Here is a 16,249-nt window from a genome sequence, read left to right on the forward strand (position 1 = left end):
CCCCCAATCCGCCCAAGCACCCGGTCCAGCTGATCCATCACCACATCGACCACCACCACGATGATCTACCACACGCCACCCGAGTGCCGTTGCAGTATTAGATCGTGCGGATCACGCCAGTTGGTAGCGGTGGCGCGGTGGCGATCGGCGGTGCCGCAGGCCATCCGGCACCGCACCGCAGACTGCCGTTGTCGATGCTCCGAGCGCCATGCCTTCCCGGGGTGCGCGGCAGGTCGACAGGAACATCGCGTCGTGCGGAACCGGCCAACGAGTTGCCTGACCGCCTGGGGCGGTGGGCAGCGACTTTTTGGACCTCCCGGGCTCTACTTGAGGTGAGGCGGCGTGGGTCCCACGTGGCGGTTGGGGCGGTCAGGCTCGGCTGAACGAGGCAGGGAGGGTAAGAAGTTGCTACCCCCAGGCGCTCACTCTCTGAAGCGATCCACTCGATCGGGTTGAAGTCTTGTATCTCGATCGGGTTGACGTCGGGTATCGACTAGCGGCCGGCTCCGGCCTTCAGGCGAACGAACGGGGGAATGGCTCGACGACGACACCCCACCTGAATCGCTTCAACCTCCCATGCGTCGGGTGACGCATAACGAGTACCGACCCCAAGTAGGAGAACGGTGGGTATCAAAATAGGAAAGGTCAACAGACCTTTCACCTTCATTGCGGCTCTTGCAGCCTTCCTGCTCGTGATTTTCGCGAATTCTAGCTCTGCAGCACGGAGCGAGAATGACGAGCATGTCTCCGCGACGGCGCAGTCACCATCGGCCTACCCACAATCTCAACTGCCCGCTGGTTTTCAGTCCGAGTTCGCGGAAGTGAACGGCTTTCGCATGCACTACGTGCGGGGCGGCAAAGGTTCGCCTCTGGTAATGATCCACGGGTTCCCCGAGGAGTGGTCCGAGTGGCGGCAGCAGATGGTGCCGCTCTCCAAGAACCACACCGTGATCGCCGTCGACATGCGTGGTGCTGGTGAGTCCGAGGTCACCAAGAGTGGTTACGATACAGCACAGCTGGCGAGGGACGTGCATGAGCTGCTGAAGCAGCTCGGCCTCAACAAGGGCGTCCAGGTTATCGCCCACGACCTTGGCGAGTGGGTCGCCTACGCATACGGGGCGCAATTTCGGTCGGAAGTGCGAAGCATGGCCGTGATGGAAGCCACCATCCCAGACGAGAGCTGGTACAAATACCCCGTGCTCAACGCCGACCCGGCCCAGCCGGCGGCGTGGCACTTCGGTTTCTTCCAGCTGCCCCTCGCCGAAAAGCTCATCGCCGGCAAGGAGCGCGACCTTGTCCACGACTTGATGCTGGAATACGTGGCGGGCGATAAGTCGCCGTTCACGGAGTCGGACTTTGAGTACTATGCCCACTTCCTGAAGCAGCCCGGCCGCCTGACGGCCTTCCTGAGTATATACCGTGGGATCCGCACGGATGTTCAGCAGAACAAGGAATTCCTGGCTCAGGGAAAGTTGAAGATGCCCATCCTCGCGATCGGTGGCGAGCTTTCCTTCGGTTCACTCATCCCCGACCAGTGGCGTGAGTACGCCGTGAACGTCGAGGGACACGTCCTGAAGGGTTCGGGCCACTTCGTGACGCAGGAGAGGCCAGAGGAAGTGACGGCTTTGCTGCAGTCCTTCCTGAAGAAGTAACTTTCGCCGTCGAGAGGCGGATCACAACGATCTCGGCAACTCGCAAAAAGCATCTACGTCGGTAGGTTCGCGTTGGTGGCGGCTGCAGCGCCACCAACGCCAACCAGCGGCTGACGTCGCGTTCGGCGGTACGTCGTACGAAATGGTTCAACGCACGGGTGCGCAGCGGGACGCCGGAGGTGACGAGCACGGCTTCACCTTGGACCGCGCGGCGCCCGGGCGCCTCCTTGACGTAAGGCGTGCATGAGTTCGTGCGGGCGTGCAACCGGACTTACTTCGCCACGGCGGAGCAGAGGTTCCTGGTCGACGACCTCCGACCGTGTGCTGATCCGCACGGAGAAGGCGGCGAACCTGATCTCCTACGTCGGCCGCGACCCGCCATCGGCGCTCCGCGTGTGGACGGCGGGTCGCGAAGTCGATCGTTCCGTAACTCTTTCGTTAGCACAGAAAGGTTTTTGAGTTGACCAACGTTTCCGTAGTGAAGTTGAACAACGGTGTCGAAATGCCGCAGCTCGGCTTCGGCGTCTTCCAGGTGCCGCCCGCCGAGACGAAGGCCGCGGTCAAGACCGCGCTCGACGCCGGCTACCGCAGCATCGACACCGCCACGGCGTACGGCAACGAAGCGGCCGTCGGCGAGGCGCTCGCCGAGTCGGGCGTCGCGGCCGACGAGCTGTTCATCACCACCAAGCTGTGGAACAGCGACCAGGGCTACGACCAGACGCTGCGCGCGTTCGACTCCAGCTTGACGGCGCTCGGGCTCGAGCAGCTCGACCTCTACCTGATCCACTGGCCGCTGCCCGCGCGCGACAAGTACCTCGACACGTGGAAGGCGCTGGAGAAGCTCTACGCCGACGGCCGCGTGCGCGCCCTCGGCGTGTCCAACTTCCAGCCTTCGCACCTGCGCCGCGTGCTCGACGAGGGCGCCGTGGTGCCGGCCGTGAACCAGGTGGAACTGCACCCGTACCTCGTCCAGACCGACGTCCGCGCCTTCGACGCCGACCACGGCATCGCCACGGAAGCCTGGAGCCCCCTCGCCAAGGGCGGCGAACTGCTGAGCGAGCCCGTGGTGACGCAGACGGCCGAACGCCTCGGCCGCACACCCGCTCAAGTGGTGCTGCGCTGGCACCTGCAGCTCGGCAACGTGGTCATCCCGAAGTCGGTCACACCCTCGCGCGTCGCGGAGAACCTCGACGTCTTCGGCTTCACCCTCACCGACGCCGACGTCGCCGCCCTGTCGGCCCTCGACCGCGACGGGCGCACCGGTCCGGACCCGGACACGTTCGACCTCGTGTGAGCCCGGTCGACAGCGGACGACGAACCGGGCGGACTCCCCTCGAGGGAGTCCGCCCGGTTCCTTTTGCTGCTTGAGGTCCACCCGCACCGTGAGCAAGGAAGCTCGTAACGTCCGGGTTCTTTCGCGGACTGGAGTGATGCTGCGAGCGACCTGGCGAGGAGCATGCCACCCTGGTAGGCGTGCTCATAACTAATTTTGGAAATCCGCTCACTCGCGGAACCCGCGTCGAGGCTGGTGAAACAGGGAACTGCTCGGTGTGATGGAATGCGAGGCCGCGCTCGGCTAAGGGATGTCTCGTAACTGCTCTTGTGGTTGGTGGGGCTGGTGTTGCGGATCAGTCTGCGAGGAGGATGTTGTGCAGGTGCGCGATGCCGGAGACCGTGTCGTTCAGCGTGCTGGCTGCGCGGCGATAGTCGCGCAGGATCTTCCAGCACTTCATCCGCGCCAGCGCGTGCTCGACACGGGCCCGGATCTTGCGGTGCCCGGCGTTGAGGTCTTCCTGCCAGCCGGGCAGATCGCTGCGGTCACGGGGTTTGCGGTAGGGCATGATCACCTCGGGATTGCCTTGGTAACCGCCGTCGGCCATCACCGAACGCCCCGCCAGCTTCTGCTCGATGCCGCAGGCGCGGTAGACGGTGCAGTCGCCTGCGTTGCCCGGATGCGCGTCGCCGGTGGCGATCACCAACCGGGTGTCGGCATCGATCGCGACCTGCACGTTCGCCGAATACCGGTAGTTCTTCGACGGTGCTGCCAGCCGGTGATCCCGCGTCGGCACCAGGGTGCCGTCCACGATCGCGATCGCGTCGATCCGCCGTGTGCGGACCGGGGCCAGCGCCAGCAGCGGCCCGATCGTGTCGATCACTCGATGCGCCGCCGAATGCGACACTCCGAACAGCGGCCCGATCTGGCGCATCGTCAGGTTCGTCCGCCAGTACGTCGCGACCAGCAGCACACGATCGGCCAGGTCAAGGCGCCACTGACGACCAGGTCGGCCATCAGCGATCTCGTCACCGCCACGTTTCGCCACGATCCGCACCAGCTTCCGGAACTGACCCGGTTCCAACCCCGTGAACGGGGCAATCCACTCCGGACGCGACGCCGAGATCACCTGCACCACACCATGATCAACCACCACCCCCAACCGACCCACACCGGGTTACGAGACATCCCTTAGCCACGCGATAACGGCCAAGACGAGACTTTAGTTGTTCGGGAAGTAATCGTTGAGCTGCGATCCGCTGACACAGGCGGCGTGGCGGATCTGCTGGTTGTTCGTCGCGTGGACACCCTTGGCGTAGATGACGGTCCGCAGCGTGCTCTAGAACACGAACGCTTGTCACCTGTCCCTTGTCCGTGACTTGTGAGGCTCCCGCGCTCCCGTTGATGTGCATTCCATGCTTTCACACGCTACCCCGGATTGGGCTTGCCAGCCCAGTAACCAAGTGGTGACGGGGCAGGCGACGGACCGGTGAACCCACGAAGGCATCGGTGTTCAACGCCCGCGGCGGGAAGAACTCCATCGAGGCGGTAAGACCCGACTTGGGCTCGACGCTGATCGCCTGTGCGGCAACGTCGACAACGAACGTGCATGACTTGTGTGGGCCAAGCCGGTTCTCGGCGATCCCGCGGTGCTGGGCCCACGGGCGCGGCTAATTCTCTCGCATCGACACTCCGCAGGCCCGGCAATGGCACTCGCACCCCGGCATCGAGTCAGCACGATGGCTTCTGTGCACGTCACATCCGGCCACGGAAGGCGACCGTGGGGCGCCCGTCGCCGTATACCTGGACCGCGCCGCGGCGCCGCGGCGCAGCATGGGGGGCATAGGTCTGACCGAGTTGTGTCGGCGCTTCGCCGGCGGGATTGCGGATGGGGCGTCGAGCTGCGCTGAAGCTATTGAGGGGTACGTGACGAGAATGGAGAACTTCATGACGGAAACCGAGGGGGGTACGCCGACGCGTCGCGCAACGCAGGTGCGTGTGGTCTCGACGTCGTCGTGCGCGGCGGCAGTCCCGATCCAGTCTGGGGCCGAGCGCGCTGCCGTCACCGCTGTACAGCCGGGGAGCAAACGAGGCTGGGCGGCAGTCGGCGCCATTGCACTCGGCGCGTTCATCATCGTAATGACAGAGACGATGCCGGTGGGACTGCTACCGCGCATCGCCGACGGATTGCATATTTCGCTGGGCCTTGCGGGGTTGATGGTGCTCGTGCCGGGTTTCAGCGCCGCGGTGTCGGCGCCGCTGTTCTTCCTCGGCTCCGGCCGATTCAACCGGCGCTCGGTCATTCTCGTCCTCGGCTTGACAGTGCTTGCGTCGAACGCGGTCGTCGCGGTGGCGCCGAACTTCGCCTTGGTGCTGATCGCCCGCATGTTCTTCGGCGCCACTCTCGGAGCCTTCTGGACCGTGGTCTCACCGGTCGGGCCCAAGTTGGTCGGACCCTCCGGTGGCACTCGCGCCATCACCATCATCGCAGCGGGCATTTCGGGGGGCACAGTGGTAGGGCTGCCGGCGGGACAGTTCCTCGGCAACCTCGTGGGCTGGCGTCTTACCTTCGCTGCCGCCGCGGCGGCGACGCTGCTTGTGGTGGCCGCGCAGACGATCGTACTGCCGGGTATTCCGCCGGACGGGCGCACGCACCTGCGTGATCTCGTGGGAGTCGTGACCCGGCGGGCGGCACAGCTGGGGATGGCGGCGGGCGCCGTGGTGTTCATCGGACAGTTCACCGCCTGGACGTACATCACACCGTTCCTGACGGACCACACACATCTGTCTGGCGGCATGATCTCTCTGCTCTACATCATCTACGGCTGTGGTGGCATCGTCGGCTCACTCATCGCCGGATCTCTGTTCAAACGCGGGGTGATCGGCAGCTTCGCCGGGGCCGCGACGGTAGTCGCCGCATTGATCATCGGGCTCGCGATCGTGGGGTCTTTACCCTGGCTGGCCGGCCTCTTGTTCGTGCTGTGGGGCTTGTTCTGGGGAGTCGTGAACCCTGGAACGCTGGTCTGGCTACTCGATGCCGCGGCGGATACCCCGGAGGCCGCGTCCGCGGTCAATGTGACGAACCTTCAGATAGCCCTGGCAGTCGGGTCTGGCCTCGGCGCGGTCCTGGTCACGTCGACGAGCTTGCCGACAGTGTTCCTCACGGCCGGCTTCATCATCCTGGCCTCCGCCGTCCTCGCAGCGGTGGCGATGCGGTTCGTGACACTCGCCCGCAGGGAATGAAGCGACGGGAGCGAAACGCTTTGGTTGGCGCCGCACGGAGGACGACCCAGTGCGGCCACGAGCGTAGGTCGCCCCTCCGCCTCGCTCAGCCTTTTCCTGCGAGGTGGTTTGCTGCCTGAGGGTCCGTTACCGGGGCCGGTTTCACTCGCCTTCGCAAATTATGGCCTGTGGCCCGGCCATGGTCTCGGGTGAGGTCGTCGACGGTGGCCCTGACGTTCGGGCTGCTCGCGGAGAGCAGACAGGACCACCGCCGCCGGCCACACGGTCCAGGGGAGTGGTGGCGGATTCTGCGCGGCCGATGCCTCTGAGAGCGGCGCCGCGCAGTCGTGTCAGCTCCTGATGAGGCTGATGATGTGGCTGAAGGTGAGATCTGATGCGAGTGCCGTCAGGTCACCCGTCACGAGATTCGCTGCAGCTGTCCGAATGGCTCCCAGAGCGTGCGTGTACGGGTCGACTCCGAGGCTGATCCGACGCACACCGATCTTCTGCAGCTCCTCCAGGCTCATCCCGTCTGACGGGCCGACGAGGAGGTTGACTGGTTTGGGCGCGACCGCGTTGACGACCGCACTCACGGCGGCGAGATCGGGAAGGTTCGGTGCGTAGAGGACGTCAGCTCCTGCTTCCGCGAAGGCCGTGAGGCGGCGGATGGTGTCGTCGACGTCGGAAATCCCCCACAAGAAGTTGTCTGTACGGCCGGTCAGAACGATCCGTCCGTGCGCGGCCGCGGCGGCAGCCTCGATGCGGCGGACCGCGTCGTCGAAGCTGCGAATCGGGTTGGCGGGGTCACCGGTGGTGTCCTCGATTCCGATGCCGGCCAGGCCACGGGCGATGGCGGCATTGGCGGTGGCCCGGACGTCCTCGGGAGTTTCGCCGTAGCCGTCCTCGAAGTCGCCGTTGATCGGCAGGTCGCTCACCGACGTGAGGAGCGCGGCATGATCCAGGTGCGTGTCGCGGCTGATGGCGTGGACGCCGTCGAGCCGGCCCAGTGTCGCCGCGAAAGCCGCTGAAGAGGTCGCGATGGACTTGAACCCGGCTTCCTTGAAGAGCAGGGCCGACGGGGCGTCCCAGGCGTTGGGCATGATGAACGTGCCGGTGCCGCGATGGAGTTCGAGGAACTGTTCGTAGTGAGCGTGTTGCGTCGTTTCAGGCATGGTGATGCTCTTACTTCTTTCTGCGGTTCGACGGTCGTTCGATGCGCGCCTGGGTCTTCGCCGTGCACTTGATCAGTGCCGGTTCGCGGTGCCGTATTACGGCAAAGCGCGATACGGACGAAGCCAGGGTCGTTCAGGCGAAGGTGAAGAGCCGCTCGGGCTCGAAACGTGAGATCGGGGTGCTGTAGGCCTTGGCGGTGTCGGGGTAGCCGAGTGCGAGCAGCACCGTGGTGGTGTGCCCGGTCTCGCGGATGTTGAACGCCTTGTCGACGGTGGTCGGGTCGAACCCTTCCAGCGGCATGGCTTCGACCCCGAGCTCGGCCGCCGCCATCATCGTCATCCCGAGCGCCATGTAGGTCTGCTTCTCCATCCAGTGGTTCAGGTCTTTGTAGCCGTAGTTGCGGATGGTGAGGAAGTCGCGGGTCATTGATTCCCAGAGCGACTGCTTCGCGGGGTCGGGGAAACGGCCATCCGCCCTCTCCTTGTCGAATACGGCCTCGAGGTGCTCGTCGGGCACGTCCACGCGGGTGGTCATGATGATCGCGTGCGAAGCGTTCATGATCTTCTCACCGTTGTCGGCGAAGCGTTCGCCCAGATTGTCCGCGAGCTGCCTCTTTCCTTCGTCCGTGCCGAGGACGTAGAAGTGGTTCGGCTGCACGTTCACCGACGTCGGCGCCGAGCGCAGGAACTTGAGCAGCTGCTGAAGTGTTTCTTCCGGGATGGCCCTGCTGCCGTCGAAGTATCGGGTGAGGTGCTTGGTCATCAGCTTGTCGAGGTCCATGTCGATCTGCTTTCTTCTTGCGACGTTGTGAAAAATGTATGGGTGAGTAGCTGGGTGCGTGGTCAGGCGGCGGTGTTCGCCGCCCCGATGGCGGGGATGTCGACGTCGGTCTGGTTGACGTTGTTGAGGAAGTTGGTGAGCAGGAACACCACCGCGACCGTGACGATCGCTTGGATCTGCCCGTCGGTGTAGCCGGCGCCCCGCACCGCCGCGATGTCGGCGTCGCTCACTTGCCCACGGCTTTCGACGACCCGCTGCGCGAAGCGAGCGACCGCGGCGCGCCGGGGGTCGGTGGAGCTCCCTGCGCGAGCCAGCTCGATGTCGTCATGCGACATACCGCCGAGTTCGGAGGATACGTAGGCGTGCATGGCCTGGCAGTAGTTGCAGCCGTTGGCTTGGGAGACTGCGAGCGCGATCGTGTGCCGGGTCTTCGCATCCAGAACCCGGCCGATCTTGCCCTGCAGGGTCATCACGATGTCCAGGACGGCCGGGTTCGCTGCCAGGGTCGCGAACATGTTCGGCACGAAGCCGAACTGGGCGCGGATACCGTCGAGGGTGGCCTGCGCTCCCGCGGGAACCTCGTCGGGGGAGGGGGTGGTCAGTCGGGACATGGCGTCGGCCTCCGTTGATTCGTGGGCGGTGATCCTCGAGGGGCCGCGAGTGCCACCCCCAATTTTTTGGGCTGTCTAGCCCACTTCTGGAAGTGAACACCATCCGGGAATGGGCTGTCAAGCCCAATTTTTGGTAGGGTGGAGACCATGAAGACGGACACGGGACCTCGGCCGCCCCACAAGCTCACCGACAAGGGGCAGGCGACGCGCGCCCGCATCCTCGAACACGCGGCCGATCTCATCTACACCAAAGGCGTTCACGCGGCGAACAACGAACAGCTTCGCCGACTCGCGGACGTGAGCGGCTCCCAGCTCAACCACTACTTCCCGAACAAGGAGAGCCTCGTCCTCGCCGTCATCGACTGGCAGGCCCGCGGTGTCCTCGACTTCCACCGCAGCGACAAGTTCGACGGCTTCGACACCATCGACGCGTTCCGGGAGTGGGCGGACTTCTACGTCGCCCATGGCCGTCCGTTCGAGGACGGCTGCAGCCTCGGATCGCTCGCGAGCGAGATCGTCAAGACCGACCTCGACGTTCACCAGCAGCTCGCCGCCACGTTCGAGCAGTGGCGGGACATCTTCCGCGATGGACTCGAGCGGATGCAGCACCTCGGCCGCCTCGACGCCGCGGCCGATCCCGCCCGCCTCGCGCACGCGCTGCTCGCCGCGTATCAGGGTGGCATGCTCCTCGCGCAGATCGCCCGGGACATCGCGCCGCTGCGCGACGCCTTGTACGCCGCGGTCGACTACGTGGAGACCTTCGCGACGTCCCCCGACGCCGACAGGGCGCGGGCGCAGTAACCCGAGCTTCGCGGCGTCCTTCCCTACCGGGAGAACGACCACCGGACGGTGAGCATCGTGGCCCCGCCCGGAGCCTGCAACCGATGCGCGTGCGCCGGCCCGAAGAGGGCGTAGCGTCCAAGCTCGGACAACAGCACGCTCTGCCCGCCGACCTCGACGTGGAACGCGCCGCCCGACACGAGGATCGCGAGCGTGTGCGCGTCCGTCAGCGGGCTGACCCCTCCCGTTCCTCGCCGGCCGGGTCGTTGGCCTTCTTTACCTCGATCTTGTCGGCGTGCAGGCCACTGTCGGCCGGGACGAAGTACCCGACTGCCTTCCAGCGGTACTCGGGGTTGGGACGGGTGAAGTCGACCCTCGCTCGACAATGCGCGGCCGCACGTGCACGGAAAGACCCGCGAATATGTGTCGCTGCAGCCGGGCCCGCAGGCCCGCGGGGGCGCCCACCGAGGCGGCCGGGGTGGCAGCACATGCGGTGAGCGCCGGTCCTCACCCGACCACTCGCACAATGGACTTGCCGGCCGGCGGGGCACTTTGTCGTGCGATCATCCGCGGCACCTCATCGAACGCGTACACCGCGCCCACAGGCGTCGCGATCGCGCCCTGCGCCGCCAGTTCGGTCAGGCGCTGCCACGCGGCTGCCTCCGTCTGCGCGTCGGACGGGCTCGCCAGCACACCGACCACCGTGTAGTTGCGCAGCAGTATGTCCAGGGGGTCGAGAGGCACCGGCGCGCCGCTCGCCAGGCCGATCATGGCGATACGCCCGTTGCGCGCGATGCTCTTCACCACCGTGGCAGCCGTGTCGCCGCCCACCGGATCGTAGATGAGGTCGAGGCCACGGCCGTCGGTGATTTCCGCGATTCGCGCCGTCAAGTCGTCCGTCCGGTGGTTGAGGACGTGGTCGGCGCCCAGCCGCGCGCAGAAGTCCACCTTCTCCGGGCTTCCCGCGACGGCGATCACCGTCGCGCCGAGCACCTTGCCGAGTTGCACAGCGGCGGCCCCGCTGCTTCCGGCGGCACCGAGAACGAGCAGGCTCTGACCCGGTTCGACCGGCGCGCGCTCGACCAGCCCCGCGTACGCCGTGCGGAAGCCGATCGGGAAACCGGCCGCCTGTTCGTCCGTCATCCCCCGAGGAATCCGGATCGTGGAGCGCTCGCGCAGGTACACGTAGTCCGCATAACCTCCCCACCCTTCTGTGAAATCAGTGATGCCGCTCACCTGTTCACCGACGGAGAAAGAAGAGCCCGGCGGTACGGCGACGACCTCACCCGCGGCTTCCTCCCCGACACCGAAAGGCGGAGCACCCAGCAGCGGGAAAGCGCCGGCCGTCATCATCAGGTCAGGAAACCCCGCCCCCGCCGCCCGGACCCGGATGAGCACCTGCCCGGACGACGGCTCGGCCCAGGTCATCTCCTGGAGTTCAACCGCCTCGTCCGGTTCGCCGAACTTCACCACACGCCATGCGCGACCAGAGAACACAGTATTCCTTTTCCGAAAATGCACTCGAGCAGGAGCTTGCGGACCAGGGCGTTGAGCTCGTCGTAGGCTGCCGCGCCCTCTTCGTTGCTGATCGGGGTGTTGATGCCCGCTCACCTTGAGCCGGCAACGGTCAGCGTGCCCGGGCGGCGAGGGGTGGCGTTTCTCCAGGACTGGCGCCGCAGGGGTCGCCGTGGCCGTTGCTCAGCCGCACACGCCGATCGCGCCGGTAGGACACAACTTCTCGAATGTTGTCGGTGGTGACAATCCGCACCGTGGTCACGCCGACCAGGATCTCGGCGACTTGCAAAGACCATGCCCGCAGTCCACGCACCGGTTCGTGCCAGAACCACTGGCCTTCGGTGAGATCCTCCGCGGCCACGGTCGGCTCATGAATGTTCACCTTCGACAGCGTCGCCGCGGCGATCAACATTACCGGTCAGCCGACCACGGCCGACCTGTCTGAGTTTCCACGACGTCACCGGGTCGAAAGCGTCGAGTCGTACCGCGGCGTCCATACGCCGCGACGCGCGGGGAACCCAGGCCGCTTCGGACGCGGCCTTCGTGACACGCCTTCGCCTGGGGCCCCGGGCTCAACGAAGGTAAGACACCCCGAACGTTACGGTCAATAGCTGTAACGTTCGAGGTCGGTGAAGACCGCCCGCGGCATACCCGATAATCAGGCCATGACGGACTCCAGTGGCCGGCCACCGCGGGACACCGCCACCGCTTCGCGCGACCGAATCGGCCTTGCGTGCACCCCAGCGGTCGACCACGATCTCCGCGGGCGCCGTCAGCCCGGGCAGTGTGGGAGGTTCGGTCAGGTGCCACCACGGTCCCTCATCAAGGAGTTGTCGGCACTGTTCAGTGAAAGTGTGCCGGTGGACGGTCTGCAACAAAATTGCCTAGGGCAACGCCTCGCTCGGCTGTGACCCCGTAACGTGCGTTGGCACGCCTGTCGGAGCGGATACGTGGCGGCGGATGATGTCGGCGACCTTCGATGGTTGTTCCATCTGGACCCAGTGGCCGGCGTGCTCCACGCGGTGGAAGGTCACGTCCGAGCGCACTGCGTGAAGTTGCGCGGCGGTGATCGGCCGGGAGGACCTGACGTAGCAGAGCCGCGATGGGCTTCGTCGGATCTCACCTGGCGCGTCGAAAGTTACGGCGTCGAGCAGGAGCGCGGCGCCGACCTCGGGATTGGTGTGTTTGACGGCTTCGTTGACCTCGTCGGAGATCGTCGCCATGGACTTGTCGCCGAGATTGGCACGGAGAAGGTCCGTCACAGTCTTGTGAAAGCCGTCGCGGTCGAGTGAGCTCGCCAGGTGATCTGCCCAGTCTTCGACGGCGTCACTGATGATGAGCGAGGAATCGAGGAGGATGGCGGTCTCGATCTCCTGCACCTCGTTCGTCATGCGCAATGCTGTTGTTCCGCCTGCGCTGTGGCCGACAAGCGCTACGCGCGCCAGCGCGAGGTCTTCGATGAGCTGCCGGAGTGCCTCGATCTGTGCCCTCATACCGTCCGCGCCTTGCCCGGCAGGCGATGAGCCGTGTCCGAGGAGGTCGACCGAGACGACGTGCGAGTCGTGACTCAGGTCGTCGGCCAGCGCAGCGGTTTGCGCCCGCCGTCCGCCGAGCCCATGCACGAGGACGATCGTCGTTTCCGCCTCGGGTCCTTGCGAGGTGAAGCTCAACAGAGTCCGTCGTGCCACCGAGAAGTGCTCCTGTTCGTCACCGAGTCGGGTATTCGTGTTTTCGAGGGCGATGCCGTGTCTTTCGGGCGTGCCGGAGTGTTGGAGGCGGCGATCGGCCGAGTCTTACCGCCGCGGGTGGGCCGAAAAGGAGCGGCTGCCATTGCGTGCGAGGACAGAACCCGTGTTGGGCCCAGCAACGTGTCGCGGCCGGGTTCGGGTGCCCGGAGCTCCGCGCAGCGGCAACTCGGAGCTCCGGGCGGCCAATGTGGCGCTCCGCGCTGGCGTCGGTTCCACCCGCGTTCGGCCCTGGGCATCGATCTCGCGGCTGACGAACCCTCGTTCGCCATCGTGCGTCGCCCCGAGGGGCGGGCAAGGGACGAATAGGCAAGAAGTCTGCACAGCGTTGTCGAGGCCGCGTCCCTCCTCGTTCGGCGGACGGCTTCTGGACTTTCTGGTCCTCTTTTGTTAGGAAGGTGGCAGGAGTTTCGACGGTTGCCGTGGTCACCGCGTCCCGGGTGATCGTCGTCATCTGGCAACACAGGCTGTCGAGGTGGTGGAGGCGGAGAGCACGATGGAGCCTGTCCGGCTGACGGCGCGGGGTGAAGCGACCCGGGCTCGGATCGTCCGCGCTGCGGCGAATGTACTGACGGTCAAAGGGATAGCCGCCACCACGCTCGACGATGTTCGCGCAGCGAGCAGTACGAGCAAGTCGCAGCTCTACCGGCACTATGCGGACAAGGACTCACTGGTCCAAGATGTGATCGAACATCATTCAGAAGATCTGCTCGCCGTGCACGGGGCGCACCTGCGCCGGCTGAACTCGGTGGACGGGCTCGAGCGTTGGTGCGATTCGATCATCGAGTGGATCGGCCTGCGCGAGGGGACTTACGGATACCAGCTCGGTTCTCTGGCGGGCGATCTGTCTGATCAGAATCAACGAACTCGGTCCATCCTGGCCGGCCACGTTGAAACTTGGCGTGGCCTCATTGCGGACGGTCTGCGGCGGATGCGCAGAGCAGGGAAACTGCGTTGTGACGCCGACCCGGAGCGGCTGGCCATCGGCTTGATAGGCGCGTTCGGGGGCGGGTATCTGCTCGCCCGGACCGAGGGAGACGTCAAGTCCATGCGCATCGCACTCGACATGGCCATCAGCTACATTCGTACTCTCGAGGTGTGAGTCGTCATGAACAGGCCACCACTGTAGACACTCCAGTTATACGGTAGGCGAGTTTTGGTGCGTTGCTACTCACAGGGGTGCACCCATTGATGCTCGGACAGCCTACCCGGCGGCAGACGAGACGACTCTCGTCGGCCAGTTATGGGACGACCACAAGCCCAACGAGTCTTTTCGAAGTGGCGGGACTCGCGGGTCTGGCCGGTTGGTGAGTCGTGCAGATCACGCCAGGTGCGCCCTGCGTGTCGTCGCGAGATGGATTCGGGCTTTGCCAGTGGGTTGGAGAAAGCGTGGTGTTTGCCGCCGGAGTGCGTGAAATCGGTGGCCGGGTCTGGTTGTTGGACCTCCTGGAGCCTGATGGCCCCGGTCCGGTGAAGTGGTGATCGAAGTTGAAGCGGCGGGCGTCGGCGGCTGGGATGACATCGTCCGTTCTGGGTTGTGGTCCGTCGGCCTGACACCGCCGATGGCGCTTGGTGTGGAGGTGGCCGGAACGGTTGCCGCAGTCGGTTCGAAGGTTGCGGGACTGCGGCCGGGCGACGAGGTTCTCGGCCATCCGTTTCCGCTGCGCCACCAGGGCTGCTGGGCCCAGCGGGTGGTTGTCGACGCCGATCTGGTCGTGTCGAAGCCTCGTGGTGTGGCATGGGAAACGGCAGCGGCGGTCCCGGTGCCTGCTTTGACTGCGGAGCAGGTGGTCTCTGAATCGCTCGAGGTTGCCGAGAACGAGACACTGCTTGTCCACGGTGCCGGCGGGACGACCGCAGGGTTGGTAGTGCAGCTCGCCGCCATGCGGGGAGCCCGGGTGATCGCCACTGCCGGGCCCTTGAGCGCGGCTCGGGTGAGGCAGGCCGGCGCGGTTGAAGCCGTCGACTACCACGGCACAAGCTGGCCGGATCGGGTCCGCGAGCTGGCCGGTGGCGTCGGCGTTGACACGGCCCCGAACGCTGTGCCCGGAGCCAGCGCCGAGACCATCCTGGCAGTGCGGGAAGGCGGCCGGATGGCGACGATCACCGGCGACCCGCAGCCGGCCGGGCGTGGTCAGCGTCGCCGACGTCCACGTGCGCCCGGACTCCACCCAGCTCGCGACGCTGTGTGCACTGCTGAGCGAGGACAGGCTGACCCTGCCGCTCGTCGCCCAAGCGGAATGGCGACATTGCTCCGTGGTCCGCCGGTGACCAGCGATGGTGCCTCGGGAACGTGAACCGAGGAACAATCGCAAGATTGCCGGTAAGACGGCGCGATGGATCGGCACCTAACGACCTGTACGCGGAAGCGCTCAGGGGGTCTAGCCGATCTCCGGGCCGGGCGACCCGGGCACCCACCCGTCACGCGTCCATTCGCAGGCGGATTGAGGGGGTGTTTCCACGTTGCCGATGAGGGCCAGAGCTACGTACCTCGATATGCCGAGCGCTGTGATGCCGCCCAACCTCCTCGCCGGGCGTCTGAAGATTCGGCATGTACTGCTGATCGACGCGATCGCGCGTCGCGGCACCCTCGTCGCGGCCGCCGACGACCTGAGCGTCACGCAGCCGGCTACGACTCGTGCACTGCGCGAACTCGAAGAAGTCCTCGGAGTCTCGTTGTACGACCGGCATTCGAGAGGCTTGTCGCCGACGCTGTTCGGTGAAGCGTTCGCCGCGCACGCCCAGGCTGTTGTGTCCCAGATTCGCCAGGCCGGGACGCACGTGGCTCAGCTCCGGAACGCCGATCTGGGAACAGTGTCGATCGGTGTTCACCTCACCGGTTCGAACGCCCTGGTGCCGCGGGCGGTCGAGGCGCTGAAGACCCGACACCCGCGCTTGACCGTCCAGCTGAACGAGGCGTGGCCCCGCAGGCTGCTCTCGGAGCTGGCGTCGGGACGCCTCGACCTCGTCGTCGGTCGGCTGGCCCAGCCGACCGACGAACACTTCATCCGAGTGCCGCTCCACGACGAGGTCGTGTCGCTGGTGGTCCGGACCGAGCATCCGCTCGCCGGCCGGGACGGGATCGATCTGTCGGAGCTCTCCGACTACCCGTGGATTTTCCCCAACGCTGGGGCTCGCTTGCGGGGTGAGCTGGACCAGTTCTTCAGCGTTCGGAGCATTCCACTCCCGGCAACCGGGTCGAGACCACTTCCTACCTCGCGGCGAGACACTTGCTCCTCGCCACGGATTCGATCGCCGCGCGGCCGGCATCCATCGACGAGGGACTGCCGGGGGTGGTGAGTCTGGGGCCGGACTTCGAGCTGGCGTGCCACAGCGTCGGCATCACGCTGGCCGCCGGCCGAGACCTCCCTCCCGCAGTGAGTGCGGTGATCGGCATTCTGCAGGAACTCGGTGCGTGAGCACGAGGTGGCGAGAAGGCCGGTAAGGACGAGGCGTTCCGCTGCCGCTGTTTCCCAGGGTCCGAAGATGTGTGACGGC

The 16,249-nt window shown here is 65.8% G+C and carries 15 protein-coding genes; 8 read left to right on the plus strand and 7 right to left on the minus strand.

The window, feature by feature from the left end:
• The first annotated feature begins 623 nt into the window (after nucleotides 1-623).
• Both AB0M56_RS47515 and AB0M56_RS47520 read left to right on the plus strand, forming a co-directional pair.
• On the plus strand, nucleotides 624-1,652 hold the full coding sequence (locus AB0M56_RS47515) for an alpha/beta hydrolase (RefSeq protein WP_364189356.1): 1,029 nt from the start codon (nucleotides 624-626) through the stop codon (nucleotides 1,650-1,652).
• Between the two features lie 460 nt (nucleotides 1,653-2,112).
• Nucleotides 2,113-2,946, plus strand: coding sequence for an aldo/keto reductase (locus tag AB0M56_RS47520; protein WP_364189359.1), 834 nt, complete (start codon nucleotides 2,113-2,115; stop codon nucleotides 2,944-2,946).
• Between the two features lie 334 nt (nucleotides 2,947-3,280).
• Here AB0M56_RS47520 and AB0M56_RS47525 read toward each other — a convergent pair whose 3' ends face one another.
• Complete coding sequence (locus tag AB0M56_RS47525) at nucleotides 3,281-4,060, minus strand: transposase family protein (RefSeq protein WP_364189362.1); 780 nt, start codon at nucleotides 4,058-4,060, stop codon at nucleotides 3,281-3,283.
• Nucleotides 4,061-4,872: 812 nt separating this feature from the next.
• Between AB0M56_RS47525 and AB0M56_RS47530 the strand changes: the two genes are divergently transcribed.
• Nucleotides 4,873-6,168 carry an MFS transporter gene (locus AB0M56_RS47530; protein WP_364189365.1) on the plus strand — a complete coding sequence of 432 codons (1,296 nt, stop codon included), beginning with the start codon at nucleotides 4,873-4,875 and terminating at the stop codon, nucleotides 6,166-6,168.
• A 329-nt stretch (nucleotides 6,169-6,497) separates the two neighbouring features.
• On the opposite strand, the gene AB0M56_RS47535 is transcribed toward AB0M56_RS47530, so the two are convergent.
• From AB0M56_RS47535 to AB0M56_RS47545, 3 genes are all read right to left on the minus strand, one after another.
• Nucleotides 6,498-7,319 (minus strand): isocitrate lyase/phosphoenolpyruvate mutase family protein, encoded by an 822-nt coding sequence (locus tag AB0M56_RS47535; protein WP_364189368.1) that lies wholly within the window; start codon nucleotides 7,317-7,319, stop codon nucleotides 6,498-6,500.
• Nucleotides 7,320-7,452: 133 nt separating this feature from the next.
• Nucleotides 7,453-8,100, minus strand: coding sequence for a nitroreductase family protein (locus AB0M56_RS47540; protein WP_364189371.1), 648 nt, complete (start codon nucleotides 8,098-8,100; stop codon nucleotides 7,453-7,455).
• A 62-nt stretch (nucleotides 8,101-8,162) separates the two neighbouring features.
• Nucleotides 8,163-8,711, minus strand: coding sequence for a peroxidase-related enzyme (locus tag AB0M56_RS47545; RefSeq protein ID WP_364189374.1), 549 nt, complete (start codon nucleotides 8,709-8,711; stop codon nucleotides 8,163-8,165).
• A gap of 147 nt (nucleotides 8,712-8,858) precedes the next feature.
• Here AB0M56_RS47545 and AB0M56_RS47550 point away from each other — a divergent pair, with 147 nt between their 5' ends.
• Entirely contained in the window at nucleotides 8,859-9,512 is a 654-nt protein-coding gene (locus AB0M56_RS47550) for a TetR/AcrR family transcriptional regulator (protein WP_364189377.1), read from the plus strand.
• Nucleotides 9,513-9,998: 486 nt separating this feature from the next.
• On the opposite strand, the gene AB0M56_RS47555 is transcribed toward AB0M56_RS47550, so the two are convergent.
• From AB0M56_RS47555 to AB0M56_RS47565, 3 genes are all read right to left on the minus strand, one after another.
• Entirely contained in the window at nucleotides 9,999-10,961 is a 963-nt protein-coding gene (locus AB0M56_RS47555; RefSeq protein ID WP_364189380.1) for an NADPH:quinone oxidoreductase family protein, read from the minus strand.
• Between the two features lie 157 nt (nucleotides 10,962-11,118).
• Nucleotides 11,119-11,418, minus strand: a complete 300-nt coding sequence (locus AB0M56_RS47560; RefSeq protein ID WP_364189383.1) for a hypothetical protein — start codon at nucleotides 11,416-11,418, stop codon at nucleotides 11,119-11,121.
• 472 nt (nucleotides 11,419-11,890) lie between these two features.
• Nucleotides 11,891-12,676 (minus strand): alpha/beta fold hydrolase, encoded by a 786-nt coding sequence (locus tag AB0M56_RS47565; protein WP_364189386.1) that lies wholly within the window; start codon nucleotides 12,674-12,676, stop codon nucleotides 11,891-11,893.
• A 550-nt stretch (nucleotides 12,677-13,226) separates the two neighbouring features.
• Between AB0M56_RS47565 and AB0M56_RS47570 the strand changes: the two genes are divergently transcribed.
• The 4 genes from AB0M56_RS47570 to AB0M56_RS47585 all read left to right on the plus strand — a co-directional run bounded on the left by AB0M56_RS47570 (nucleotide 13,227) and on the right by AB0M56_RS47585 (nucleotide 16,170).
• Nucleotides 13,227-13,853 (plus strand): TetR/AcrR family transcriptional regulator, encoded by a 627-nt coding sequence (locus AB0M56_RS47570; protein ID WP_364189389.1) that lies wholly within the window; start codon nucleotides 13,227-13,229, stop codon nucleotides 13,851-13,853.
• Nucleotides 13,854-14,229: 376 nt separating this feature from the next.
• Nucleotides 14,230-15,048, plus strand: coding sequence for a zinc-binding dehydrogenase (locus AB0M56_RS47575; protein ID WP_364189392.1), 819 nt, complete (start codon nucleotides 14,230-14,232; stop codon nucleotides 15,046-15,048).
• Between the two features lie 214 nt (nucleotides 15,049-15,262).
• A complete protein-coding gene (locus AB0M56_RS47580) occupies nucleotides 15,263-16,051 on the plus strand; it encodes a LysR substrate-binding domain-containing protein (RefSeq protein WP_364189500.1) in 789 nt (262 codons plus the stop codon).
• A complete protein-coding gene (locus AB0M56_RS47585; protein ID WP_364189395.1) occupies nucleotides 16,045-16,170 on the plus strand; it encodes a hypothetical protein in 126 nt (41 codons plus the stop codon). The genes AB0M56_RS47580 and AB0M56_RS47585 overlap by 7 nt, the downstream gene beginning before the upstream one ends.
• Nucleotides 16,171-16,249: the final 79 nt, after the last annotated feature.

Source organism: Amycolatopsis sp. NPDC051372 (assembly GCF_040682095.1).
Taxonomy (GTDB): domain Bacteria; phylum Actinomycetota; class Actinomycetes; order Mycobacteriales; family Pseudonocardiaceae; genus Amycolatopsis.